This window comes from Amycolatopsis sp. EV170708-02-1 (assembly GCF_022479115.1).
Classification (GTDB): Bacteria; Actinomycetota; Actinomycetes; order Mycobacteriales; family Pseudonocardiaceae; genus Amycolatopsis.
The window spans coordinates 2,613,905-2,636,721 of record NZ_CP092497.1 but is presented as its reverse complement, the minus strand read 5'-3'; the positions used below and the strand labels follow the sequence as shown (position 1 = coordinate 2,636,721).

At 68.9% G+C, this 22,817-nt stretch carries 19 protein-coding genes; 10 read left to right on the top strand and 9 right to left on the bottom strand.

Annotated elements, in window-relative coordinates:
• Positions 1-30 precede the first annotated feature (30 nt).
• Positions 31-1,224 (bottom strand): FAD-dependent monooxygenase, encoded by a 1,194-nt coding sequence (locus tag MJQ72_RS12060; protein WP_240599275.1) that lies wholly within the window; start codon positions 1,222-1,224, stop codon positions 31-33.
• Positions 1,225-1,285: 61 nt separating this feature from the next.
• Here MJQ72_RS12060 and MJQ72_RS12055 point away from each other — a divergent pair, with 61 nt between their 5' ends.
• Positions 1,286-1,594, top strand: a complete 309-nt coding sequence (locus MJQ72_RS12055) for an antibiotic biosynthesis monooxygenase (RefSeq protein ID WP_192743939.1) — start codon at positions 1,286-1,288, stop codon at positions 1,592-1,594.
• Entirely contained in the window at positions 1,587-2,402 is an 816-nt protein-coding gene (locus MJQ72_RS12050; RefSeq protein WP_240599274.1) for a Sir2 family NAD-dependent protein deacetylase, read from the top strand. The genes MJQ72_RS12055 and MJQ72_RS12050 overlap by 8 nt, the downstream gene beginning before the upstream one ends.
• A 49-nt stretch (positions 2,403-2,451) precedes the next feature.
• Here the strand turns inward: MJQ72_RS12050 and MJQ72_RS12045 are convergent, their stop codons facing one another.
• Positions 2,452-3,480, bottom strand: a complete 1,029-nt coding sequence (locus MJQ72_RS12045; protein ID WP_240599273.1) for an endonuclease/exonuclease/phosphatase family protein — start codon at positions 3,478-3,480, stop codon at positions 2,452-2,454.
• Positions 3,481-3,606: 126 nt separating this feature from the next.
• Between MJQ72_RS12045 and MJQ72_RS12040 the strand changes: the two genes are divergently transcribed.
• Together MJQ72_RS12040 and MJQ72_RS12035 are read left to right on the top strand one after the other, a co-directional pair.
• Positions 3,607-4,584 carry an ATP-binding cassette domain-containing protein gene (locus tag MJQ72_RS12040; RefSeq protein WP_240599272.1) on the top strand — a complete coding sequence of 326 codons (978 nt, stop codon included), beginning with the start codon at positions 3,607-3,609 and terminating at the stop codon, positions 4,582-4,584.
• Positions 4,581-5,381 carry an ABC transporter permease gene (locus MJQ72_RS12035; protein ID WP_240599271.1) on the top strand — a complete coding sequence of 267 codons (801 nt, stop codon included), beginning with the start codon at positions 4,581-4,583 and terminating at the stop codon, positions 5,379-5,381. Before MJQ72_RS12040 ends, MJQ72_RS12035 begins: the two co-directional genes overlap by 4 nt.
• Before the next feature lie 61 nt (positions 5,382-5,442).
• Here MJQ72_RS12035 and MJQ72_RS12030 read toward each other — a convergent pair whose 3' ends face one another.
• Positions 5,443-8,628: a BTAD domain-containing putative transcriptional regulator gene (locus MJQ72_RS12030; protein WP_240599270.1), complete on the bottom strand. Its 3,186-nt coding sequence runs from the start codon at positions 8,626-8,628 to the stop codon at positions 5,443-5,445.
• 196 nt (positions 8,629-8,824) lie between these two features.
• On the opposite strand from MJQ72_RS12030, the gene MJQ72_RS12025 reads away from it, so the two are divergent.
• Together MJQ72_RS12025 and pcp are read left to right on the top strand one after the other, a co-directional pair.
• Positions 8,825-10,240, top strand: a complete 1,416-nt coding sequence (locus tag MJQ72_RS12025; RefSeq protein ID WP_240599269.1) for a M1 family metallopeptidase — start codon at positions 8,825-8,827, stop codon at positions 10,238-10,240.
• A gap of 92 nt (positions 10,241-10,332) precedes the next feature.
• Positions 10,333-10,968 carry a pyroglutamyl-peptidase I gene (pcp, locus tag MJQ72_RS12020; protein WP_240599268.1) on the top strand — a complete coding sequence of 212 codons (636 nt, stop codon included), beginning with the start codon at positions 10,333-10,335 and terminating at the stop codon, positions 10,966-10,968.
• Here pcp and MJQ72_RS12015 read toward each other — a convergent pair whose 3' ends face one another.
• On the bottom strand, positions 10,969-12,738 hold the full coding sequence (locus MJQ72_RS12015; protein WP_240599267.1) for an Hsp70 family protein: 1,770 nt from the start codon (positions 12,736-12,738) through the stop codon (positions 10,969-10,971). It lies immediately after the preceding gene.
• 312 nt (positions 12,739-13,050) lie between these two features.
• On the bottom strand, positions 13,051-15,609 hold the full coding sequence (locus tag MJQ72_RS12010; RefSeq protein ID WP_191256707.1) for an ATP-dependent Clp protease ATP-binding subunit: 2,559 nt from the start codon (positions 15,607-15,609) through the stop codon (positions 13,051-13,053).
• Positions 15,610-16,015: 406 nt separating this feature from the next.
• Here MJQ72_RS12010 and MJQ72_RS12005 point away from each other — a divergent pair, with 406 nt between their 5' ends.
• Complete coding sequence (locus tag MJQ72_RS12005) at positions 16,016-16,774, top strand: (2Fe-2S)-binding protein (RefSeq protein WP_396426985.1); 759 nt, start codon at positions 16,016-16,018, stop codon at positions 16,772-16,774.
• On the opposite strand, the gene MJQ72_RS12000 is transcribed toward MJQ72_RS12005, so the two are convergent.
• Positions 16,771-17,352 carry a TIGR03086 family metal-binding protein gene (locus tag MJQ72_RS12000; RefSeq protein ID WP_240599265.1) on the bottom strand — a complete coding sequence of 194 codons (582 nt, stop codon included), beginning with the start codon at positions 17,350-17,352 and terminating at the stop codon, positions 16,771-16,773. The two genes, MJQ72_RS12005 and MJQ72_RS12000, sit on opposite strands and share 4 nt — an antisense overlap.
• A gap of 66 nt (positions 17,353-17,418) precedes the next feature.
• Here MJQ72_RS12000 and MJQ72_RS11995 point away from each other — a divergent pair, with 66 nt between their 5' ends.
• The gene (locus tag MJQ72_RS11995) at positions 17,419-18,258 is read left to right on the top strand and encodes an AraC family transcriptional regulator (protein WP_240599264.1); all 840 of its coding nucleotides are present in this window, start codon (positions 17,419-17,421) and stop codon (positions 18,256-18,258) included.
• A 6-nt stretch (positions 18,259-18,264) separates the two neighbouring features.
• On the opposite strand, the gene MJQ72_RS11990 is transcribed toward MJQ72_RS11995, so the two are convergent.
• On the bottom strand, positions 18,265-18,618 hold the full coding sequence (locus MJQ72_RS11990) for an Lsr2 family protein (protein WP_005165380.1): 354 nt from the start codon (positions 18,616-18,618) through the stop codon (positions 18,265-18,267).
• 151 nt (positions 18,619-18,769) lie between these two features.
• Positions 18,770-20,281 carry a lysine--tRNA ligase gene (lysS, locus tag MJQ72_RS11985; protein WP_043848432.1) on the bottom strand — a complete coding sequence of 504 codons (1,512 nt, stop codon included), beginning with the start codon at positions 20,279-20,281 and terminating at the stop codon, positions 18,770-18,772.
• Between the two features lie 96 nt (positions 20,282-20,377).
• On the opposite strand from lysS, the gene MJQ72_RS11980 reads away from it, so the two are divergent.
• Positions 20,378-21,151, top strand: coding sequence for a class I SAM-dependent methyltransferase (locus MJQ72_RS11980; protein ID WP_240599263.1), 774 nt, complete (start codon positions 20,378-20,380; stop codon positions 21,149-21,151).
• The gene (locus MJQ72_RS11975) at positions 21,148-21,912 is read left to right on the top strand and encodes a class I SAM-dependent methyltransferase (protein WP_240599262.1); all 765 of its coding nucleotides are present in this window, start codon (positions 21,148-21,150) and stop codon (positions 21,910-21,912) included. Before MJQ72_RS11980 ends, MJQ72_RS11975 begins: the two co-directional genes overlap by 4 nt.
• Positions 21,913-22,024: 112 nt before the next feature.
• Here the strand turns inward: MJQ72_RS11975 and MJQ72_RS11970 are convergent, their stop codons facing one another.
• Positions 22,025-22,813, bottom strand: coding sequence for a type III pantothenate kinase (locus MJQ72_RS11970; protein WP_240599261.1), 789 nt, complete (start codon positions 22,811-22,813; stop codon positions 22,025-22,027).
• Between the last annotated feature and the right edge of the window lie 4 nt (positions 22,814-22,817).

Sequence of the window (22,817 nt, the reverse complement as noted above, 5' to 3'; positions counted from 1 at the left end):
TCGCCGTGGCACCCTCCCGCGTTCAGTCCTCTAAACGCGGCCCGGGTAGTCCGGCAGGTCGATGCCGTTCACGACGTCCCGCATTTTCCGTGAGGCCAACGCGGCGAACGGCTTCAGCCGCATGACCCGCATCGCCAGGTACCGCATCCGCAGCGCCGTCCGCGACTTCGCGAAGATCGACTCCGCGTTCTCCCGCCCCAGCTCCTGCGTCTTCTCGACGAACTCGCGCATGACGGCTTCGTAGCGTTTGAGCCCGGTGTCGAGACCGGCGGCGAGTTCCCCGGCGAGGACGTACGCGCCGACGAACGCCAGGCTCGTGCCCTGCCCGGACAGCGGCGAGGGGCAGAAGGCGGCGTCGCCCAGCAGCCCGACGCGCCCGCGCGACCACGATTCCATGATCACCTGGGCGCACGAGTCGAAGTAGAAGTCGGGCGCCTCGTCCATCCGGTCCAGCAGCCAGGGCGCCTCCCATTCCATCCCGGCGGCGAACCGGCGGACCAGCGCCTTCTGCGCCTCGATATCGCGATGGTCGTAGTCGACCTTCGGCGAGGCGAACCCGAAGTACGCCATCGCCTCGTCGCCGTCGCGGATGGCGCGGATCCCCGCGGACCGGCCGACGTCGTCGTAGCCGACGGCCCAGTTCCGCAGGCCGAGCCGGTTCGGCACGGTGAAGAACGCCAGGTACGAACCCAGATGCCGGACGAACCGGGATTCCTCGCCGAAGACCAGCGCCCGCACGCCCGAATGCAGCCCGTCCGCCCCGATGACCAGGTCGAACGTCGCCCTCGAACCACTCGCGAAGGTGACGCCGACACCGTCGGCCCGCTCGTCCAGCGCGGTGATCCGGTCGCCGAAGACGTACTCCGTCCTCTCCCGGGTCGCTTCGTAGAGCACTCCGGTCAGGTCGCCGCGGAGGATCTCGATCTCCGCGACGACGCCGTCGCCGTCGAAGTCGTCGGCGCGGATGGTGGCCTTCGTGCGGTTCTTCCGGTCGACGAGCGTCTCGCCCTTCGTATCCGTGCAGGCCGCGCGGATGCGTTCGTCGAGCCCCATCCGGCGGGCGACCTCCTTGGCCGTTCCGCGCAGGTCGACGGCCTGGCCGCCGGGGCGCAACGACGGCGCGCGCTCCACGACGGTCACCTGGAAGCCGTACCGGGTGAGCCAGAAGGCCAAGGCCGGTCCGGCGACGCTCGCTCCGGAGATGAGGATCTTGGTGTCAGCCATCGTCTGGAAGGTCCCACGCATCACATCGCGGCGCAAAAGGATTTCGTCGTAGGCTGGCCGCATGGCTGTCGTGAAGATCAACGCGATCGAGGTCCCCGAAGGCGCAGGCCCCGAGCTGGAGAAGCGGTTCGCCGCGCGGCTGCACGCCGTCGACAATCAGCCCGGCTTCCTCGGCTTCGAGCTGCTCCGCCCGGTCTCGGGCGAGACGCGGTACTTCGTCTACACGAAGTGGGAGTCCGAAGAGGCGTACCAGGCGTGGGCGTCCGGCCCGGCGCGCGAGGCGCACGCGGGCGAGCGCGCGAAGCCGGTCTCCACGGGTGCGAACCTGCTGGAATTCGAGGTCGTCCAGGCTTCGAAGCCGGGTGAGTGAGCTCGAACGAGCCGCGGAACTGATCGACGGCGCCGGCGCGCTGCTCGTCTGCGCCGGCGCCGGGATGGGCGTCGACTCCGGCCTGCCCGATTTCCGGGGCGATGAAGGTTTCTGGAAGGCGTATCCACCGTACGAGCGGCTGGGCATCAGCTTCGTCGAGCTGGCCGACCCGCGGCATTTCGCCGAGGATCCCGAGCTGGCCTGGGGTTTCTACGGGCATCGGCTCGCGCTGTACCGCGCCACCGTCCCGCACGACGGATTCCGGCTCCTGCTGTCGTGGGGAGCGCGCAAACCGGGCGGCACCCGGGCCTTCACATCCAATGTGGACGGACAGTTCCAGAAGGCGGGCTACCCGCGAGTCGCCGAGGCGCACGGATCCATCCATCACCTGCAGTGCTTCGAAGGGTGCACCAAGGAGATCTGGCCCGCGGACGACGTCGAGGTCCCGATCGACGAAGACACCATGCGCGCGACGTCCCCGCTGCCGTCCTGCCCGCGCTGCGGTGGTCTCGCCCGGCCCAACATCCTGATGTTCGGCGACTACGACTGGTTCGGGCAGCGCAGCCAGGCGCAGCTCGACGAGCTGAACGCGTGGCGCCGCACGCATCGCGACCTCGTGGTGGTGGAACTCGGCGCCGGACAGGCCGTGCCGACCGTGCGGCGATACTCGGAGCTCGCCAGCGCCGCGACCGGCGCCCTCGTGCGGATCAACCCGCGCGAACCCGGGATCCGGCACGGCCGCGGCGTTTCCCTCGCGACCAACGGCCTGGAAACCCTCGAAGCACTGGACGCGCTGCTCACCTCGTGAGTGGTAAGGACGGTTAGAACCATCCTTACCACTCACGAGACGCGAGGGGTCACTGCCCGGGCAGCACGATCTCCGCGTAGACGGCGTCGTGATCGCTGCCCGGCGTCTCCAGCACCTTGAAGTCCGCGATGGCCGTCCGCTTGTCCGCCAGCACGTGGTCGATCGCCACCGGCGGCACCATCCCGTTCGTCCAGGTCCCCTGCAGCGCCTTCCCCAGCTGATCGGCCGCGTCCACGTATCCCCTGGTCAGCAGCTCGCGGAAGAGCGCGTGGTCGAGGCTCGCGTTGAAGTCGCCCGCCAGGATCCGGAAATCGTGCTCGGCGTCGGCGTACGGCAGGTCCTTGGCCTCGGCGACCCACTCGTGCCGGTCCCACATCGGCGCCGACGGATGGACCGCGACGACCTCGACGCGGACGCCGTCCCCGAGATCCACACTCGCGCTGGGCTGCTTGTAGTCCGAGTCGCCGCTCAGTTTCAGCGGCGTGAGCGGGTACTTCGACACCAGCCCGGAGCCGGACGCCCACTCGGCCGGATGCAGCACGCGATACGGCAGCACCTGGAACAACCCGGCCCGGTCGAGCGCGCTGATCGCCTCGGGCGTCAGCTCGGTGAGGCTCAGGACGTCGACCTGGTGTTCCTTCACGTAGCCGACGATCCTGGCCGGATCCGCCCGGCCGCCGAGCATGTTCGACGCCAGGACGCGGACGTGCTTCCCGTCGAGCGCCTTCTGCTCGTTCGCGAAGGCGCGCGGGAGGACCAGCGACGCGATCGTGCAGGTCAGCGCCAGCGCGACGACCGCGGTCCACCAGCGGCGCAGCCCCAGCGCGAGGACACCGAGCACGAGCGTCGCGATCCCGGCGTACGGGGTGAGCGCGAGCGCCGCGATCGTGTACGTGTTGCCGTCGTAGCCGACCAGCCGCAGCCCGGTCAGCACCGCGAACGGCACGACCGCCGCGATGAGCAGCCCGCTGACCAGCTTCCGCCCGGCACCCGGACGCGCCGGCGGCCGGACCGCCCGTTCTTCGATCACCATGCCGTCGAGTATGCCGATCGAGCGCGCCGGGGCGGCGGTCTCCACAACACCTTCACAACCTCCTCACACGGCGTCTACCAGCGCTTATCAGCCGCTGCCAGCGCGCTGTGCGTGGTCTGCCAGCCATCGGGTGCACCTTTGTCCGCGGGCGAGATCCACAGGAGGAAAGCGATGACTCACGCGATCAGGGCCGAGGGCCTGGTCAAACACTATGGGGAGACGAAGGCGCTCGACGGGGTCGATCTGGAGGTCCCGGCGGGCAAGGTGGTCGGGGTGCTGGGGCCGAACGGCGCGGGGAAGACGACCGCCGTCCGGATCCTGGCCACCTTGATCCGGCCGGACCGCGGCCACGCGAGCGTCTTCGGGTACGACGTCGTCAAGAACCCGATGGCGGTCCGGAGCATGATCGGGCTGACCGGGCAGTACGCGTCGGTCGACGAGGACCTTTCCGGTACGGAGAACCTCGTCCTGATCGGCAGGCTGCTCGAACTCTCGAGGACGGACGCGAAGAAGCGCGCGGCAGAGCTGCTGGAGCGGTTCGAGCTGACCGACGCCGCCGGCCGCGCGATCAAGACCTACTCGGGCGGCATGCGGCGGCGGCTCGACCTCGCCGCGAGCCTGGTCGGCCGTCCCAAGGTGCTGTACCTGGACGAGCCGACCACCGGCCTCGACCCGCACGCCCGCAACGAGGTCTGGGCCGTGGTCCGCACGCTGGTCGCGGACGGCACGACGGTGCTGCTCACCACGCAGTACCTGGAAGAGGCAGACCAGCTGGCCGACACGATCACCGTGTTCGACCACGGGCACGTCGTGGCGAACGGGCGGGCCGACGAGCTCAAGCGGCGGACCGGCGGCCAGACGCTGCAGGTCCGGCCGTCCGCGCTCGCCGACCTCGACGCCGTCGAGCGCATCCTGGCCGGGCTCACCGGGGTCCGGCCGAACCGGGACGACGACACCGGGCTGCTCACCGCGCCCGTCGCCGACCCGGTCCTGCTGTCCACTTTGGTCCGCAAGCTGGACGAGGCCGGGATCACCGCGGACGAGCTGGCGCTGCGGCTGCCCAGCCTCGACGAGGTGTTCCTCGCACTGACCGGCAAGAAGACCGGCGAGTCCACAAAGGACGCTACTCCGGAAGGGAGCCTGGTATGACGACCATCGCAGCGCCCGCACCACCACGGCGCGTCTCACTGTCGAGCAGCACCCGGCACGGGCTTTCCCTTGCCTGGCGCGGCATCCTGAAGATCCGCAAGAACCCGGAGCAGCTGGCCGACGTCACCATCGCGCCGATCATCTTCCTGGTCATGTTCGTCTACCTGTTCGGTGGCGCGATCATGGGCAGCACCGAGGGCTACCTCCAGATGATCGTGCCCGGCATCATGGTGTTCAACATCCTGCAGGCCAGCATGACCGTCGGCGTCCAGCTGAACACCGACGTCACCAAGGGCGTGTTCGACCGGTTCCGCGCGATGCCGATCGCCCGGTCGGCGCCGCTGATCGGCGCCGTTCTGGCCGATATCGTGCGGTACCTGGTGTGCCTGGTCGTGCTGATGGTCGTCGCGACGATCATGGGTTACCGCGTCCAGACCGGACCGGCCGAGTTCGCGCTGGCGATCGCGCTCGTCATCGCGTTCGCGCTGGCGTTCTGCTGGGCCTCGGTGTTCGTCGGGATGCTGGTGAAGAGCCCGGGCGCGGTGCAGGGCCTGATGTTCGTGGTGCTGATGCCGCTGACCTTCGGCAGCAACGTCTTCGTCCCGACCGGCACCATGCCCGGCTGGCTGAAGGCGTGGGCCGACATCAGCCCGGTGACGCAGATGTCCGACGTCCTGCGCGGGCTGATGAACGGCGGGCCGATCGCCGGTCCGCTGACCGGCTCGCTGATCTGGATGGCGGCCGCGCTCGCGGTCTTCTTCCCGCTCGCCACGTGGGCTTACCGGAAGCGCGTCTGACGGGGGTCAGGGGGAACGCGCGTGAAGGGCTCCTCGCCTCTGCCAGGCGAGGGGCCCTTCTTCACGGAGCCAGTTCCCGCAGGATCCAGGACAGCAGCTCGGTGCGGGCAAGCCCGGCGTCCTGCACGAGCAGCTCTTCGTAGCGCTCCTCGCCGAAATGCTCGCGAAGATCGCCGATCAGCTGCCGGATACCGGGTTCACCGAGGTCCAGTCTGCCGCGCAGGAGTTTCGCCGCGCCGAGCAGCCGGACGGCGGTCTCAGGTCGTCCCTGCCGGAACCGGATCAGGCCGCCGACCTCGACGATCCGCCCGAGGTCGGCGATGTCGCCGCGCTCCGCGGTGGACTTCGCGACGGCCGCGGCCCCGCGTTCGGCCGCGGCCAGATCCCCGGCGGCCAGCCCGATCTCGGTGTCGATGTATCCGCCGAATTCCTCGCCGAACGTGCCCGGCGCCGCGACCGAGGTCATCTTCTCCCGGAATCGGATGGCGACCTCGCGCGCCTCGTCCACGCGTCCGGCGCGGCAGAGCAGATCGGCCTTGCCCACCAGCACCATCACCGCCAGCTGGGCGTTGCCCATTTCGCTCGCGTAGCGCTCGGCCTCGAACATCTCGCGCATCGCCGTGTCCAGATCGCCCGCCCGCGCGTACTCCGTCGCGAGCCTCCATCGCTGCTGGACTAGGTCGTCCTGCGACCCCAGTTCGAGCGCGAGGGCGAGCCCCCGGCGGTACAGCGCGAGCGCGGCTTCGTGATCGCCGGACATCGAGATGTCGCTCGCCTTCATCCCCAGCGCCATCGCGGTGCCCCACCGGTCGCCCACGGCCAGAAATCCTTCGTAGGCCCGGTCCCTTGCCTGTTCAGCGCCGTCGGGGTCACCGTCGTCGACGAGGATGAAACTCTGCGCCCACGCCCCCGCCGACCTCGCCCACGGATCCGGGCTCGACAACGCCCGCTCCACCTCACGGTGCGCGAGTTCCTTGTCCTGGCTGAAGAAGGCCAGCATCGGCAGGCCGATGGCCAGCCCGGCGAACCGGGTGTACGCGTCCGTCCGCACGCATTCGTCGATCAGCACCCGCACGGCTTCGCGGTCGCCGACGCCGGGCACCATCGTGGTGATCTCGCGCATCGCCTGGAAAGCGGCCGCGAAGTCCTCGTCCAGCCGGTCACCGAAAGCGAGCACTTCGGCGACGAAGGATTCGACCCGATCGCTGTCGCCCTTGATCAGCCAGTACCAGAAGGTGCTGCCGAACAGATGCGTCGCCATGTCGACATCGCCGGCGTCGATGGCCTGGCGGAGCGCGGTCACGATGTTGCCGTGCTCAGCGTCGTAGCGCGAGATGGCGATGAGCTGATCGGCCGTCCGCAGCATCGGCTCCAGCCGCTCGGCGAGCTGGGCGTAGTAGCGGTGATAGGCCTTCGTCAGCTGTTCCCGCTCTTCGGCCTCATCGAGCCGTTCCGCCGCGTAGGCCCGGATGGTCTCCAGCATGCGGTAACGCGGCTCGCCCTGCTCCCCGGCGATCGCGTCCACAATGGACTTCTCGACGAGCGAGCCGAGGACGTACAGGATGTCCTCGGCGGGGAGGCCCTCGTCCGCGCAGACGCTTTCGACCGCTTCGACCTCGGCGCCTGCCCCGAACACCGAAAGCCGTCTGGCGAGCACGCGTTCGGCGTCGTCGAGCAGGTCCCAGCTCCACTCGACGACGGCACGCAGCGTGCGCTGCCTCGGCAGCGCCGTGCGGCTGCCGGAGGTCAGCAGGCGGAACCGGTCGTCGAGGCGTTGCGAGATCTGCGCGACGGTCATCGACCGCAGCCGCGCCGCGGCCAGCTCCAGCGCCAGCGGCATCCCGTCCAGCCTGCGGCAGATCTGCGCGACGTCGTCCACAGTGGACTCGTCGAGCCGGAAATCCGGGCGCACGGCCACCGCCCGGTCGACGAACAGCCGGATCGCGCCCGCCTCGGCGGCCTGGGAAACGGTCGGCGTGCCTTCCGGGACCGCCAGCGGGCCGAGCGGGCACAGCGTCTCGCCGTCGATGGCCAGCGCCTCCCGGCTCGTCGCGAGGACGCGCAAGGTCGGCACGCGCCGCAGCAGGGTGTTCGTCAGCTCCGCCGCCGCGTCGACCAGATGCTCGCAGTTGTCCAGCACCAGCACCGATTCACCGGCGCCGAGCGTCTCCACGACCCTGGCCAGCGCGTCCGCCGGGCGGCGCATCGGGTCGCCGGCGTGCGACAGGCCGAGATCCCACAGCTCCAGCGCCGCGAAGACCGCGCCGGGCAGGTCGCCTGGATCGCGGACACCGGCGAGCGGCACGAACCAGACGCGTCCGCGCGCGTGCGCCGGATGCCGTGTCGCGACCTCCGTGGCCAGCCGCGTCTTCCCGGCGCCACCGGGCCCGACGAGCGTCACCAGCCGCGCGCCGGCGAGGAGCTCGGCGACCAGTTTCAGCTCGTCGTCACGGCCGACGAAACTGGTCAGCCGGACCGGCAGGTGATCGGCGGGCGCGGGCGGCGGGCCGAGTTCGCCGCGCAACGCGGCGAGATGGATCTCCTGGAGCTCGGCCGAAGGGTCGACGCCGAGCTGGTCGGCCAGCGCGGCACGGACCTCCTCGTAGACCGCGAGGGCGTCGGACTGGCGATCGGCCGCGCACAACGCCCGGATCCACAGCCCGGCGAGCCGCTCGCGCAGCGGATGCCGCCCGGCGGCCTCCTTGAGATCCGCCAGCACCCGGTCATGTCCGCCGAGCCGGATCTCCGCTTCGAAACGGTCTTCGGTGGCTTCGAGCCGCAGGTCCTCCAGGCGCGTCGCCGGTGCCTGCGCGAAAGGAGCCTCGAGGACGTCGGACAGCGCCTGACCACGCCAGAGCCCGAGCGCCTCGGCGAGGATCGCGGCCGCAGCGGCGTCCCGGCCCGCCGTCAGCTCCGCGCGCCCCTCCGCGGCCAGCCGCTCGAAGCGGCACACGTCGACGTCCTCGCGGGCGACGTCCAGCCGGTAGCCGCCCGGCCCCGAGTCGAGGGCGACGTCTTCGCCGCGCAGGACCTTGCGCAGCCGCGAGACCAGGGATTGCAGCGCGTTCGCCGCGTCGGCGGGCGGCTCCGCGCCCCAGAGACCGTCGACGAGGGCAGTCGCCGGGACGGCGCGGCCGGGCTCCAGCGCGAGCCTGGCCAAGAGCATGCGGAGGCGGGCACCGCCGATGTCGACCGGGGTGCCGTCACCGGCCTCCGCTCCGACCGGGCCCAGCAGCGTCACACGCACGACCCCCAGCTTTCCAGAAGCCGCAAACGGATAGCCCGACCAGGCTGTGTCTCTCAGAGCGCGCTCTCGGACTCCGGACCCCGATCAGGCGACGGAAGTGGGGATTATCCGGGCACGAAGGATCTTTCCGGGCGGACGGCCGAGGTCACGGCGCTACGTTCGGGACCAAGTCACAGCCGATCGACTGGGAGCGTGAATGAGGTACCGGAGTGCGGCCGTCATCGCCGCCGTTCTGGCCGCGAGTGTCCTCGGCGGCGGGACCGCCCTCGCCGGCACCGGGAAACCCGGCGCCGACGGCGCGGGCGACAGCTACTACCCGCAGGACGGCAACGGCGGCTACGACGTCGCCGACTACAACCTGAAAATCGGCTACGAGCCCGCCACCAAGCAGCTCACCGGCCTGCAGACGATCACCGGGCGGACCACGCAGGCGCTGAGCTCGTTCAACCTCGACCTGCACGGGCTGACCGTCGATTCGGTCAAGGTCGACGGGCGCAAGGCGGCCTTCACCCGCACCGGCGACCACGAACTCGTGATCACCCCGGCGCGTTCGCTGCGGAACCACGAGCGGTTCACCGCCGAAATCGCGTATCACGGCGTCCCGCAGCCGATCGAGGATCCGGCGCTGGGCGAGAACGGCTGGCAGTACGCGAAATCCGGCGGCGCGTTCGTCGCGGGCGAGCCGAAATCCGCGACCACCTGGTACCCGGTCAACGACACCCCGCGCGACAAGGCGACCTTCCACCTCGCCGTCACCGTGCCCTCGGAGTGGGGCGTCATCTCGAACGGCCGCGAGCGCGGGCACTTCGCCGACGGGGCGAAGACCACCTACGTCTGGGCCGAAGAGACCCCGGCCGTGCCGTACATGACGACGGTCGCGATCGACAAATGGGAGTTCGAGCGGACGAAGCTGTCCGACGGCACCCCGGTCGTCAACGCCTACGCGCCCGGCACCCCCGCGTCGACCAAACAGGCCGAGGCGCGGCTGCCGGAGATCATCGACTTCCTGGCTTCGAAGTTCGGGCGCTATCCGGTGGACGCGGCGGGCGGCATCTTCCTCGCCGAGCCGATCGGATTCTCGCTGGAGACGCTGAGCAGGCCGATCTACTCGGGCGCGGCGGGCAACGTCCCGACGATCGTGCACGAGAACGCCCACCAGTGGTGGGGTGATTCGGTCGCCGTCGACAAGTGGAAGGACGTCTGCCTCAACGAATGCTTCGCTTCGTACGCGGAATGGCTGTGGTCCGAGGCGAAGTCGGGGCAGGACCTCAAGGCGCGTTACCTGACCGCCGTGCAGAAGGCGACGGACCGGTTCTGGGCCGGGAAGCTGTACGACATGGGTCCCGGCAACGAGTTCACGTACGTCTACTCCAAGGGCCCGGTGGCGCTGCACGCGCTGAAGAACTACATCGGCGCCGCGCCGTTCGACCGCATCCTGAAGACGTGGCCCGCCATCCACCGCGACGGCAACGCGAGCCTGCCGGAGTTCCAGAAGTTCGCCGAACGCGTCGCGCACAAGAACCTTCAGGGCTTCTTCGACGCGTGGTTCTACGGCAACACCAAACCGGCGCCCGAGTTCCTCTACCCGGGGGACCTCAAGCCGGCCGCCTGACGTTCGCCACTCGTGAGTGGCCAGGACGGTTAGAACCGTCCTGGCCACTCACGAGAACCAGCCTGAGCCGCGTCACACGTTAGGGTGAGGGCATGACGTCTGTGCTCCTCACCGGTTTCGAGCCGTTCGGCGGTGAGCGGGTGAATCCGTCATGGCAGGCGGTTTCCCTGCTCACCGGCCGTCGGCACGACACCGTGGCCGTCGAACTGCCGTGTGTCTTCTCGCGATCGCTGGTCACCTTGCGCGACGCGATCGACGAGTACCGCCCGGATCTGGTGATCTGCGTCGGCCAGGCGGGCGGCCGCCCCGACGTCACCCCGGAACGGGTCGCGATCAACCTGATCGACGCCCGCATCCCGGACAACGCGGGCTCTCAGCCCGTCGACGTCCCGGTGATCCCCGGCGGGCCCAACGCGTACTTCACCACTCTGCCGGTGAAGGCGTGTGTCACCGGGATCAAGGACGCGGGGCTGCCTGCGTCGGTGTCGCACACGGCTGGGACGTACGTGTGCAATCAGGTCTTCTACGGACTGATGCACTTGCTGGACAACGACTTTCCCGGTGTGCGCGGCGGTTTCGTGCACGTGCCGTACACCCCGGAGCAGGCCGCGCGGACCACCGCGCCGAGCCTGGCCGTGCACCGCGCCGCCGAGGCACTGGAGATCATCGTGGACACCTCGCTCACGGTGACCGAAGACCTTTCGACGCCCGCGGGCACCCTGCACTGATCATGGCTTGAGCTGCGCGGTGAAGAACTCGACCATCTCCGCGGTCGTCCGCGCGGAGCCGTCGCTGCGCGTCGAAACGAGCATCGCGCTCAACGGCGCGTCTTCGGTCCCGAAGAGCACGATGCCGCTTCGCGCGCCCACGCCCGCCACGTAGCGCCCTCGGAGCCCGTCGGCCGCCCAGGTGCCCTCCGCGGGCTTGCCCTTGGTCATCCGCTGGCGGACGCCGTCCTCCAGGCCGGTCATCGCGATGCCCTGGTAGTAGTTGATCGCGTTCGACCCCTTGCCGTCCTTGAACACGCACGTGACCGCCGACGCCGCGCCCACCGTGGCGGCCGCGTCCGGCGCGTCCCGGCACTCGTCCCGCTGCGGGATGACGGCGGCGATCCGGCGGAGACAGTCCGTGAACCCCTGCGCGTCCTTCGGCCCGGGCTGATCGCAGCTCACCGGTTTCACCGGGGCAGGTCCGGCGACCGGCTCCTCCTCGCCGCCGCTGAGCAGGACGATCGTGGTCACGATCGCCGCGAGGGCGAGCGCGACGACGCCGTAGGTCGTGGGCTTCTGCCAGTTCCGGCCAGGCGGTGGCGGGGGCGGCGTCCAGCGCGGCGGCTGCGGACGCCTCGCCACGGGTGGAGGCTGATGCTGGACGGGTTGCGGCCGCACCGGCGGCGAGACCGGTGCGAACGCGGGCACCGTCAGCTGCGAGTCCTCGCCACCGGCCGGCACGTGATGCAGCCCGAACGCGACCGCCGTCTCCGGCTGGTCCTGCGTGGTCGGCGCGATCCTGAGCTGGTTCGCCAGCAGGCTCGCCAGCAACGGCATCCGGCTCGGCCCGCCGACGAGGTAGACGCCGCCGAGCCGGTCCGGGGACAGCCCGGCGCGCTGGATCGTGGTGGCCAGTAGTTCGCCGCTGCGCAGGAAACTCGGCCGGACGAGCGCTTCGAGCTCCATCCGCGTCACCCGCACGTCGCCGAACGGCTCCGGCATCGGGATCTCGGTCTGCTGGTGGCGGGACAGGCTTTCCTTGGCGTCACGGACATCCTGCAGCAACGACCGGCGCGTCCGGCGGTCGCTGACCGACTGCGGACGCAGGATCCGTTGCCACTGCGCGGGATCGGAATGCGAGACCTCGCGGCCGATGTGCACCAGCAGCGCCTGGTCGATGTCGAGACTGCCGAGATCGGGCAACCCGTCCTCGGCGAGCACGGCGAACCCCTGCGCGCTCACGCCGACGACGGCGCAGTCGAAGGTGCCCGCCCCGAGGTCGTACACCGCGATCGGGCCCGGCGGCCGCCTGCCGCTGTTGAGCGAGGCGTAATGCGCGGCGGCCGCGACCGGCTCGGGAATGAGCACCGTCGTGCCGAATCCGGCCTTGAGCGCGGCGTCGCGGAGGATCTGCTTGCGATCCGGGCCCCAGCCCGCGGGATGCGAAATGCGCACCTGCGCGGGCGGCCGCTGGAGGATCAGCTCGGCCTCTTCGCCGACGCGGCGCAGGACCGCGGCGAAGGCGTCGGCGATGGGGAGCGAGACGTCACCGAGCTGGAGAGCGCCCTCGTCGATGCGCCGCTTCGGATTCGCCTCGAACCGGCTCGGATCCAGCCGGGCCCGGCGTTCGGCGTCCCGGCCGACGAAGACCGTGCCGTCCTTGTCGGCGTAGATCGCGGACGACATCGTCACCGACCCGTCGATCTCGACGACCTGCGTCCCCCTGCCGTGGATCGAAAGCACCCCCACCGTGCTGGAGGTACCGAAATCGATCGCCAGAACGTCCACCTGACCCCCTCCCGGACCCGAGGGCATCGTCTCACGCCCCCCGATCACGCGAGTTCCGCCTCCAAGCACGCGAGTTACGCCCCCAAGCACGCGAGTCGCGCCCCCAAGCACGCGTGTCGTCCGTCCAGTCACACGTGTCGTCCATCCACACACGCATGGCCTCCGTACGGAAACCCGAACTCGCGTGCTTGAACGGCGAACTCGCGTGCTTGGAGGCGTAACTCGCGTGATCAGACGGACGACACGACGGCCAGGAACGCGAAAGTGCCCGCCGCGGCGAACCGCGACGGGCACTTCCGGAGCAGAGAGGCTTTACTCGCCCTCGGCTTCACCGTTCTCTTCGGTCGAGCCGGCACCGATGCTCACCGGCGGGGCGTCCGGGACCGACGAGGGCCGGGCTTCGCCGCGGAAGACGAAGTGCGCCTTGTCGTCCTTCTCGCCCTCTTCGTCGTTCCAGCCTTCGACGTCGACCAGGATGATCTGGCCGGGCTGGACCTCGCCGAACAGGATCTTCTCCGACAGCTGGTCCTCGATCTCGCGCTGGATCGTGCGGCGCAGCGGCCGCGCGCCCAACACCGGGTCGAAGCCGCGCTTGGCGAGCAGCGACTTGGCCTTGGGCGTGAGCTCGAGCTCCATGTCCTTGGCCTTGAGCTGCGTCTCGACCCGGGCGATCATCAGATCGACCATCTCGATGATCTGTTCCTTGGTCAGCTGGTGGAAGACGATGATGTCGTCGATCCGGTTCAGGAACTCCGGCCGGAAATGCTTCTTCATCTCCTCGTTGACCTTTTGCTTCATCTTCTCGTACCGGTTGGTGCTGTCACCGCCGGACGAGAACCCGAGCGAGACGGACTTGGAGATGTCCGAGGTACCCAGGTTCGAGGTGAAGATGAGCACGGTGTTCTTGAAGTCGACCGTACGACCCTGGCCGTCGGTGAGACGGCCGTCTTCGAGGACCTGCAGGAGCGTGTTGTAGATCTCCTGGTGGGCCTTCTCGATCTCGTCGAACAGCACCACCGAGAACGGCTTGCGCCGCACCTTCTCGGTCAGCTGGCCGCCCTCTTCGTAGCCGACGTAGCCCGGAGGGGCACCGAAGAGCCGCGAAGCGGTGTACCGGTCGTGGAACTCGCCCATGTCGATCTGGATGAGCGCGTCGTCCTCGCCGAACAGGAACGCCGCGAGCGCCTTGGACAGCTCGGTCTTACCGACACCGGACGGGCCGGCGAAGATGAACGAACCGGAGGGGCGCTTCGGGTCCTTCAGGCCGGCACGGGTGCGACGGATCGCCTGGGAGACGGCCTTGACCGCGTCCTCCTGGCCGATGATCCGCTTGTGCAGCTCGTCCTCCATGCGGAGCAGACGCGTGGTCTCCTCCTCGGTGAGCTTGAACACCGGGATACCGGTCCAGTTGGCGAGGACCTCGGCGATCTGCTCCTCGTCGACCTCGGCGACGACGTCGAGGTCGCCGTCCTTCCACTGCTTCTCCCGCTCGCCCTTCTGGCCGAGGAGGGTCTTCTCCTCGTCACGGAGGCGGGCGGCGCGCTCGAAGTCCTGCGCGTCTATCGCGGACTCCTTGTCCCTGCGCACGTCGGCGATCTTCTCGTCGAACTCGCGCAGGTCCGGCGGCGCGGTCATACGGCGGATGCGCATCCGGGCGCCGGCCTCGTCGATCAGGTCGATCGCCTTGTCCGGCAGGAAGCGGTCGTTGATGTAGCGGTCCGCGAGGGTGGCCGCCTGCACCAGCGCGCCGTCGGTGATCGAGACGCGGTGGTGCGCCTCGTACCGGTCGCGCAGACCCTTCAGGATCTCGATCGTGTGCTCGAGCGACGGCTCGCCGACCTGGATCGGCTGGAAGCGGCGCTCCAGCGCGGCGTCCTTCTCGATGTACTTGCGGTACTCCTCGAGCGTGGTCGCGCCGATCGTCTGCAGCTCGCCACGGGCCAGCATCGGCTTCAGGATCGACGCGGCGTCGATCGCGCCCTCGGCGGCACCCGCGCCGACGAGCGTGTGCAGCTCGTCGATGAACAGGATGATGTCGCCGCGGGTCTTGATCTCCTTGAGCACCTTCTTCAGGCGCTCTTCGAAGTCACCGCGGTACCGGGAACCGGCGACCAGGGAGCCGAGGTCGAGGGTGTAGAGCTGCTTGTCCTTCAGCGTCTCGGGGACCTCGCCCTTGACGATGTTCTGCGCGAGCCCCTCGACGACGGCGGTCTTGCCGACGCCGGGCTCGCCGATGAGGACCGGGTTGTTCTTGGTGCGCCGCGACAGCACCTGCATGACCCGCTCGATCTCTTTGCCCCGGCCGATGACCGGGTCGAGCTTGCCTTCGCGGGCCTGCACGGTCAGGTTGCGGCCGAACTGGTCGAGCACCAGCGACGACGACGGGGTGCCTTCACCGCGTCCGGAGCCGGTCTCGGTCGACTCCTTGCCACCCTGGTAGCCCGACAGCAGCTGCAGGACCTGCTGACGCACCCGGTTGAGGTCCGCGCCGAGCTTGACGAGCACCTGTGCGGCGACGCCTTCTCCCTCGCGGATCAGCCCGAGCAGGATGTGCTCGGTGCCGATGTAGTTGTGGCCGAGCTGCAGCGCTTCGCGCAGCGACAGCTCAAGCACCTTCTTGGCCCGCGGGGTGAAGGGGATGTGCCCGCTCGGGGCCTGCTGCCCCTGGCCGATGATCTCCTCGACCTGCTGGCGGACGCCCTCCAGCGCGATGCCCAGCGATTCCAGCGCCTTGGCGGCGACACCTTCACCCTCGTGGATCAGACCCAGGAGGATGTGCTCGGTGCCGATGTAGTTGTGGTTGAGCATCCTGGCCTCTTCTTGGGCCAGGACGACCACCCGCCTCGCGCGGTCGGTGAACCTCTCAAACATGTGCACTCCCTCGACTGCTGCGACGGCGGCCCGTTTCCATCGTGCTTTCACCGCGATGGATTCAGCACCGTGAGACCACTCTAGTAGCCATGCGGTCGCGCTGGCGTACCACTACGGCTGATTGCGGCCCGTTCGCGCCCCGGCCGTTCTCCGGCCGTGCGCTCTTTCATCTTCCGGTTGCCCTGCACCTTTACGTCAAGCCCAACGTGCGAACACGCGTCCGGATTCCGCCGGACGAGGGTTGTCCGCTGAGCGCGAACACGGCTCCGCCCACTGGATGGACACCCGTCCGGAGTAGTCACGGACGGTATGTAAGGTTAGGCGTACCTAATGACGGGAGGCCGGTGTGTCGCATCCCCGCATGCTCGCGTCGCCGGAGGGCGGGCTTCGGGCCTCCCTGTCCAGGATGCCCGAAGACGCCCCGCTCCGCGCGGACGTCCCGCCGGACGAGCCGGGCTGGGTCCGCTGCGGCGACCTGCTCGGCGAACCGGCCCGTCTCGTGCGCTGGCGAGAGCGCCTCCACGACTGGCTGGCCGAGACGTATCGGGCAGCCCCGGTGATCCCCGAGCGGACCCCGGCGAGCTGGATCCTGTCCTGGTACCTGCACGTCCCGGCCATCGCCGGCGCGATGCTGCTCCATCACGAGCGCCGCGTCCCGTCGCTGGCTCCGTCCGCGTTGGCCTTCCGGATCGGCGCCGAACGGCCCCACCCCGAGTCGGTCGCCGTCCTCGGTGAGACGTTCCACTGCCTGCCGACGGACCCGGGTTCGGCGCACCCGAGGGCCGTCGTGGTCCCGGACGAGCGGGCGCTGGCCACCGTCCTGCGGGGCCGGTACGTCGCGCACGCGAGCCGGTTCATCGACGTCTACGGGCCGCTGACGAGGCTCGGGCGACGCCAGCTGTGGGCCGCCGCCACGGACACGCTCGACAACGCGCTGTGGTCGGCGGGACGGCTGGGCGGGACCCCGGAGGCCGAGGGAGCCGGGGTCGCGGACGCCGCGCTGGTCCTCGAAGCCCGGTTCCCGCCGCTCACGTCGGCGTCGAAGCTGACATTGGCATCGGGAACCGACGGACGCCGCGAGTGGATGCGAATCCGCGAAGCCTGCTGTTTCAACTATCTGCTTCCCGCGGAATCGGAATGCGGGGGCTGTCCGCGAAGCCGCTAACGGGTCCAGCCGGGGTTCCGCCCCGTCACTCCCAAAGCGCGCTCGAACGGCGTCGCGTCATCGGCGACCGTCACTTCTTCCCCGTACACCTTCATCGCGCGGGCCTGCTCGCCCATCGCCACGGCGGACGCCAAGACGGCTTCGGCCGCTTCGGGTGCGACGTCGAGCGAGCGGCCGGTCGCCTTCGCCAGGTCCCAGCCGTGGAGGACGAACTCGCCGAGCACCATGTCGCCGACGATCGACGACGGCATCTCGGCCTTGCCGAGCGCCGTCATGCCCTGCCACGCCTCAGGTGCCCCGAAGACGTCCACGAGCCGCGCGGTCTGCTTTTCGATGGCACTGAGCCATTCGCCGTCGGCGAGGCCCGCTTCGGCCTCACCGACGGACACCTCGGGCGGTGCCGCCTTGCTCCCGGCGGCTTCGAGCCAGGGACCCCAGTAGAGAAGGTGGTTCAGCAGCGCGCGGACGTCGTATTCGGCGCACGGGGTGCGGGCGGCGAGGTCGGACTCGCCGATCCCGCGCAGGATTCCGGCGAATTCCGCGGCGGCGGGGGCGATCAGGGCAGCGTGTTCGGACATACGGTCATGAGTTCACGGGAACCGGCGCGCTGTCTTGAAGAAACGCGACAGCGTTAGGTTGATCCGGTGAGCGGGCACCGGATCCCGGCGGGGATCGTCAACGCGCGGGCGGCGAAGTTCAGCCTCGTCCGGCATCCGCCGGCGCCGGAACTGCGCCCGTACGTCGACCACCACTGGGTGCTGCGCTGGGATCTGCGCGGCCGCCCCGGCGAGGAACAGGCGGTTTTGCCCAATCTCGCGGTGAACGTCACGTTCTTCCGCCACGCGGCGGGCGCGTTCGGGCCGGGGAAACGGCCTTTCCGCTACCTCGTCGAGGGCACGGACCACGGTATCGGTGTGCGATTCCGCCCAGGGGCATTCCGGGCATTCCTCGGCGGTCCGGTCTCGATGATCTCCGGCGGTTCCGTTCCGCTCACCGATCTCTTCCCCGGCGCCGGGCCAGTGACGGAATCGGTACGGAATGCGACGGACGACTTCGAAATGGTCCGTGTCGCGGAGGAACTGCTCCTCGCGAAACGCCCCGTGCTCACCGCTGCGGCCGCGACGGCCATCGAAGCGGTGGAAACAATCGCGGCCGAGCCCGCCATTACCCGGGTCGCCGAGCTGTCAAGCCGGACAGGCCTGTCTCAACGAAGCCTGCAACGCCTGTTCGCCGAACATGTCGGCACCGCCCCCAAATGGGCGATTCAGGTATACCGATTGAACGAGGCGGCGGCACGGATCGCGGCCGAGGAACGGCCGGACTACGCGGAACTGGCGACCGAGCTGGGCTATAGCGACCAAGCGCACTTCACCCGGGATTTCCGCTCCGTGACCGGATGGGCGCCCACCGAGTACGCCCGCTTGAACCGTGTACAAGAACAAGAAAGCCGCCGGGAACAGTTTCCCGGCGGCCGTCTGGTCTGAAAGACCTCAGTTCTTCTTGTGGTACGCCTCCACGACCTCGGACGGGATACGTCCGCGGTCGGAAACCTGGAAGCCGTTCTTGCGGGCCCAGGCGCGAATGGCCTGGTTCTGCTCGCGGTCCACGGTCGCGGGACGGGCGGCGGCCTTCACGCCGGCGACCGGACGAATGGCGGTGCGCTTACGGCCACCCGCGCGACGGGCGTGCTCCACATACTGGGCCAGCGCGTCACGAAGCTCTTCCGCGTTTTCCGCGGAAAGGTCGATCTGGTAGCTGACACCGTCCAAACCGAACTCGACGGTCTCTTCCGCCTCGGTGCCGTCGAGGTCGTCGACGAGCGAGACGAGCACCTTCTGTGCCATCTGTTTCCTCCTGCTGGGGGCTTACACGAATGATCTGGTACGGGGCATGCCCCGGACAGAAGACTTTGTCTAGCGACATTAATACCCGCTACCGACTCATAACGCAAATCTTGTTTACGAGAACGATCGAGGTATCTGTCACGCGGACGGGTTATTCGGGTCGGACGAGCGGGAACAGGATGGTCTCCCGGATACCAAGGCCGGTCAGCGCCATCAGCAACCGGTCGATCCCCATTCCGACACCACCGCTCGGCGGCATTCCGTACTCCAGCGCGCGGAGGAAATCCTCATCCAGGTTCATGGCCTCACTATCACCCTGCGCACCCAGCCGGGCCTGTTCCACCAGACGCTGACGCTCTACCACGGGATCGACCAGCTCGGAGTATCCGGTGGCCAGTTCGAATCCGCGCACGTACAGATCCCACTTCTCGGCGACCCCCGGCTTGCTGCGATGTTGCCTGGTCAGCGGGGATGTCTCGACCGGAAAATCACGGACAAAAGTGGGTTCGTGGAGATGATCGCCGACGAGATGTTCCCAAAGTTCTTCGACGAGTTTGCCGTGGCCTAACTTTGGGTCGAGCTCCAGCTCTCGCGCTTCGGCATAGGAACGGAGCTTGTCCGCCGATGTCTCGGGAGTGACCTCTTCCGACAACGCCTCGGACAACGACTCGTACATTCCGAGCGTGGTCCACTCGCCGGACAGGTCGTACTCCGAACCGTCGGCGAGAGTGACCACCTGAGTGCCGAGAACGTTCTGCGCCGCCTCCTGGATGAGCTGACGCGTCATCACCGCGTTGGAGTCATAGGTCGCATACGCTTCGTAGTACTCGAGCATGGCGAACTCGGGCGAGTGCGAGGAGTCGCTGCCCTCGTTCCGGAAGTTCCGGTTGATCTCGAAGACCTTCTCGATACCGCCGACCACGCAACGCTTGAGGTACAGCTCCGGCGCGATCCTCAGGTACAGATCGAGGTCGAAGGCATTCGAATGCGTGACGAATGGCCGCGCCGCGGCGCCGCCGTGCAGCGTTTGCAGCATCGGGGTCTCGACCTCGAGGAATCCCCGGCCGTGAAACGAGTCACGCAGGGAACGCAGCACACCGGCGCGGGTACGGACCACGTCCCGCGCCTTGGGACGCACGATCAGATCGACATAACGCTGCCGGATCCGCGTTTCCTCGGCCAGGTCTTTGTGCGCCACGGGCAACGGGCGCAATGCTTTCGACGTGATGCGCCAGGAGTCGGCCATCACGGAAAGCTCACCGCGCTTGGAGGTGATGACCTCACCGGAGACGAATACGTGATCACCGAGATCGACATCGGACTTCCACGCCGCGAGCGCGTCCTCGCCCACCTTCGCGAGGCTGAGCATCGCCTGCAACTCGGTGCCGTCGCCTTCACGAAGACTCGCGAAACACAGTTTGCCGGTATTGCGCATGTACATGACCCGGCCGGTGATACCGACGATGTCGCCGGTGGCGGTGTCGGCAGGAAGACCGGAATGCTTCGCGCGCACTTCGGCCAGCGAGTGCGTCCGGGGCACCTCGACCGGATACGGATCGATACCCTCCGCGATTATCCGGTCGCGCTTGTCCCGGCGCACCCGCATCTGTTCCGGCAGGTCTTCGTCGGGGCTCACGCCCTCGGATGCGGGGATTTCAGTCATGGCGCACAGCGTACGAACCCGCCGCTTCCCTACGCCAACCGGATTACCTTTTCCGGGTCCGGACCGGCCGGTTTTCTCTCCATTAACCTTGAGCGCGTGAACTCATCCACTCCCGGCATCGAACCCGAACTGCACGCACGTCGCGCCGCCTCGTTCGGCGCGAAGGCCGCCGACTATGCCGCGCATCGGCCGGACTATCCGGAAAAGGCACTGGCCTGGGGGCTGGCCGGCGCGGCGGCGACCCCGCGGCGGGTCCTCGACCTGGCGGCCGGGACCGGCAAGGTCAGCGAAGGACTGCTGACGCTCGGCGTCGAGGTCACCGCCGTCGAGCCGGACGAGAAGATGCTCGCCGAGCTCACTAAGGCACTCCCCGGCGTGACGCCGCTCGTCGGGACCGCCGAAGAGATCCCGCTGCCGGACGGATCCGTGGACGCCGTGCTGGTGGGCCAGGCCGTGCACTGGTTCGACCTCGACCGGGCCTATCCGGAGATGGCCAGGGTGCTCAAGCCGGGCGGAGTCGTTGCCGCGCTGTGGAACCACGACGACGAATCGGCGGGCTGGCTGGCCGAGCTGAACTCGCTGATCAAGACGTCGATGAGCAGGCGCTGGCTGAGCGACTACGAATCGCTGCCGGAACACGAGGCCTTCGAGCCGTTCGAGAAGAAGACCTTCGGCCACAAACACCCCAGGACGGCGGAAACCCTGGTGGCCACTCTCGCGACCCATTCGCACCTGCTGGTGGCCACGGCGGCGGAACGCGAAGCCAAACTGCGCACGGCGCGGGAATTCCTCGACCGGAATCCGGAAACCGCCTCGGGGGAATTCGACCTGCCGATCACCACCACCGTCTTCCGGGCGCGTAAGCGATGACCGACTGGAAGGCGACGTTCACGACGACGTTCGGCGCCCCCGCGTCGGCGGTGTCCGCTCGGATCTGGGCCGAGGTGTACGGCGACGAGTACCCCGCCGAGCTGGACACCTACAGCTTCGTGACCCGCACCGACCTGCGCCGCATCGCGGCCGAAGCGCGTCTGGAGCCGGGTGGGCGGCTGGCCGACATCGGCTGCGGGCGCGGCGGCCCCGGGCTTTGGGTCGCCGCGCGCACGTACGCGACGCTCACCGGCATCGACATCGCGGAGACCGCGCTGGCGTCGGCGAGGCGTCGCGCGGAGGCGATGGACGTCGAGGCCACCGAATTCCGGGTCGGCGACTTCCAGGACACCGGGATGGAGGACGCGTCGTTCGACGCGGTGATGAGCGTGGACGCGCTGCTGTTCGCGCCCGACAAGCGGCGCGCCTGCGAGGAGTTCGCGCGGATCCTCGCGCCGGGCGGGCGGCTGCTCGTCACGACCTGGGACTTCGACGGGCAGCCGGTGAACCGGCCGCCCCAGGTCGCCGACCACCGGCCGCTGCTGGAGGCCGCCGGCTTCGACGTCCTCGCCTACGAGGAGACACCGGACTGGCGGGCGCGGCAGCGACGGACCGTCGAGCTGTCGCTCGAACGGCTGGAGGAACTCGCGGCCGAATCGGGCGACGATCCTTCGAGGCTCCGGGCGAGCCTCGAACAGACGCTGCGGAACCAGGACCTCATGACGCGGCGGGTGCTGATGATCGCCTCCCGCCGTGCCTGAAGGCGTAACTCGCGTGATCAGGCACGTAACTCGCGTGCTTGGAGGCGTATCTCGCGAGTTACGCCTCCAAGCACGCGAGTTACGTCTCTGAGCACGCGAGTCACGGGTTTGATCACGAACGGGCCGGGGCGTGGTTGCGCTCGTAGACCAGCCGCAGGCCCAGGAGCGTCAGATCCGGCGCGTGCTCGGTGATCGTCTCGGACTCGCCGAGCACCAAGGGTGCGAGGCCGCCGGTCGCGATCACGGCGACCGGGTCGGTCCCGCTCGGCGAAAGCTCGCGCTTGATCCGCTTCACCAGGCCGTCGACCTGGCCGGCGAAACCGTAGAGGATGCCGGATTGCAGGCATTCCACGGTGTTCTTCCCGATCACCGACCGCGGCGGCACCAGCTCCACCTTGCGCAGCGCCGCGGCCCGCGCGGCCAGCGCGTCCACCGAGATCTCGATACCGGGCGCGAACGCGCCGCCGAGGAACTCGCCTTTGGCGGAGATGGCGTCCACATTGGTCGAAGTCCCGAAATCCACCACCACACAGGCGGTGGACGGGTGCAGGTGATGCGCGGCCAGGGTGTTCACCAGCCGGTCCGCGCCCACCTCCTTGGGGTTGTCGACCAGGAGCGGCACGCCGGTGCGCACCCCCGGCTCGATGACGATCTTCGGCACCCTGGCGTAGTACCGCGAAAGCATCACGCGCAGCTCCCGCAGCACGGCGGGAACCGTGGACAGCGCGCTGATCCCGGTGACCGCGTCCGCGTGCGAGCCGAGGAGCCCGCGCATGGTGAGCGCGAGCTCGTCGGCGGTCATCCGCGCGTCGGTGCGCATGCGCCAGTCACCGACCAGCTCGGAGCCGGAGTACAGCCCCAGAACGATGTTGGTGTTGCCGACGTCGACCGTGAGCAGCAAAGGG

Excerpts from the sequence above, each read along its gene's own strand:
- MJQ72_RS11990 (WP_005165380.1), bottom strand. The coding sequence starts at position 18,618 with ATGGCACAGAAGGTGCTCGTCTCGCTCGTCGACGACCTCGACGGCACC.
- MJQ72_RS12055 (WP_192743939.1), top strand. The coding sequence starts at position 1,286 with ATGGCTGTCGTGAAGATCAACGCGATCGAGGTCCCCGAAGGCGCAGGC.
- lysS (WP_043848432.1), bottom strand. The coding sequence starts at position 20,281 with ATGACTGAAATCCCCGCATCCGAGGGCGTGAGCCCCGACGAAGACCTG.
- MJQ72_RS12010 (WP_191256707.1), bottom strand. The coding sequence starts at position 15,609 with ATGTTTGAGAGGTTCACCGACCGCGCGAGGCGGGTGGTCGTCCTGGCC.
- pcp (WP_240599268.1), top strand. The coding sequence starts at position 10,333 with ATGACGTCTGTGCTCCTCACCGGTTTCGAGCCGTTCGGCGGTGAGCGG.
- MJQ72_RS12005 (WP_396426985.1), top strand. The coding sequence starts at position 16,016 with ATGCCCGAAGACGCCCCGCTCCGCGCGGACGTCCCGCCGGACGAGCCG.
- MJQ72_RS12000 (WP_240599265.1), bottom strand. The coding sequence starts at position 17,352 with ATGTCCGAACACGCTGCCCTGATCGCCCCCGCCGCCGCGGAATTCGCC.
- MJQ72_RS12060 (WP_240599275.1), bottom strand. The coding sequence starts at position 1,224 with ATGGCTGACACCAAGATCCTCATCTCCGGAGCGAGCGTCGCCGGACCG.
- MJQ72_RS12040 (WP_240599272.1), top strand. The coding sequence starts at position 3,607 with ATGACTCACGCGATCAGGGCCGAGGGCCTGGTCAAACACTATGGGGAG.
- MJQ72_RS11975 (WP_240599262.1), top strand. The coding sequence starts at position 21,148 with ATGACCGACTGGAAGGCGACGTTCACGACGACGTTCGGCGCCCCCGCG.
- MJQ72_RS12035 (WP_240599271.1), top strand. The coding sequence starts at position 4,581 with ATGACGACCATCGCAGCGCCCGCACCACCACGGCGCGTCTCACTGTCG.
- MJQ72_RS12025 (WP_240599269.1), top strand. The coding sequence starts at position 8,825 with ATGAGGTACCGGAGTGCGGCCGTCATCGCCGCCGTTCTGGCCGCGAGT.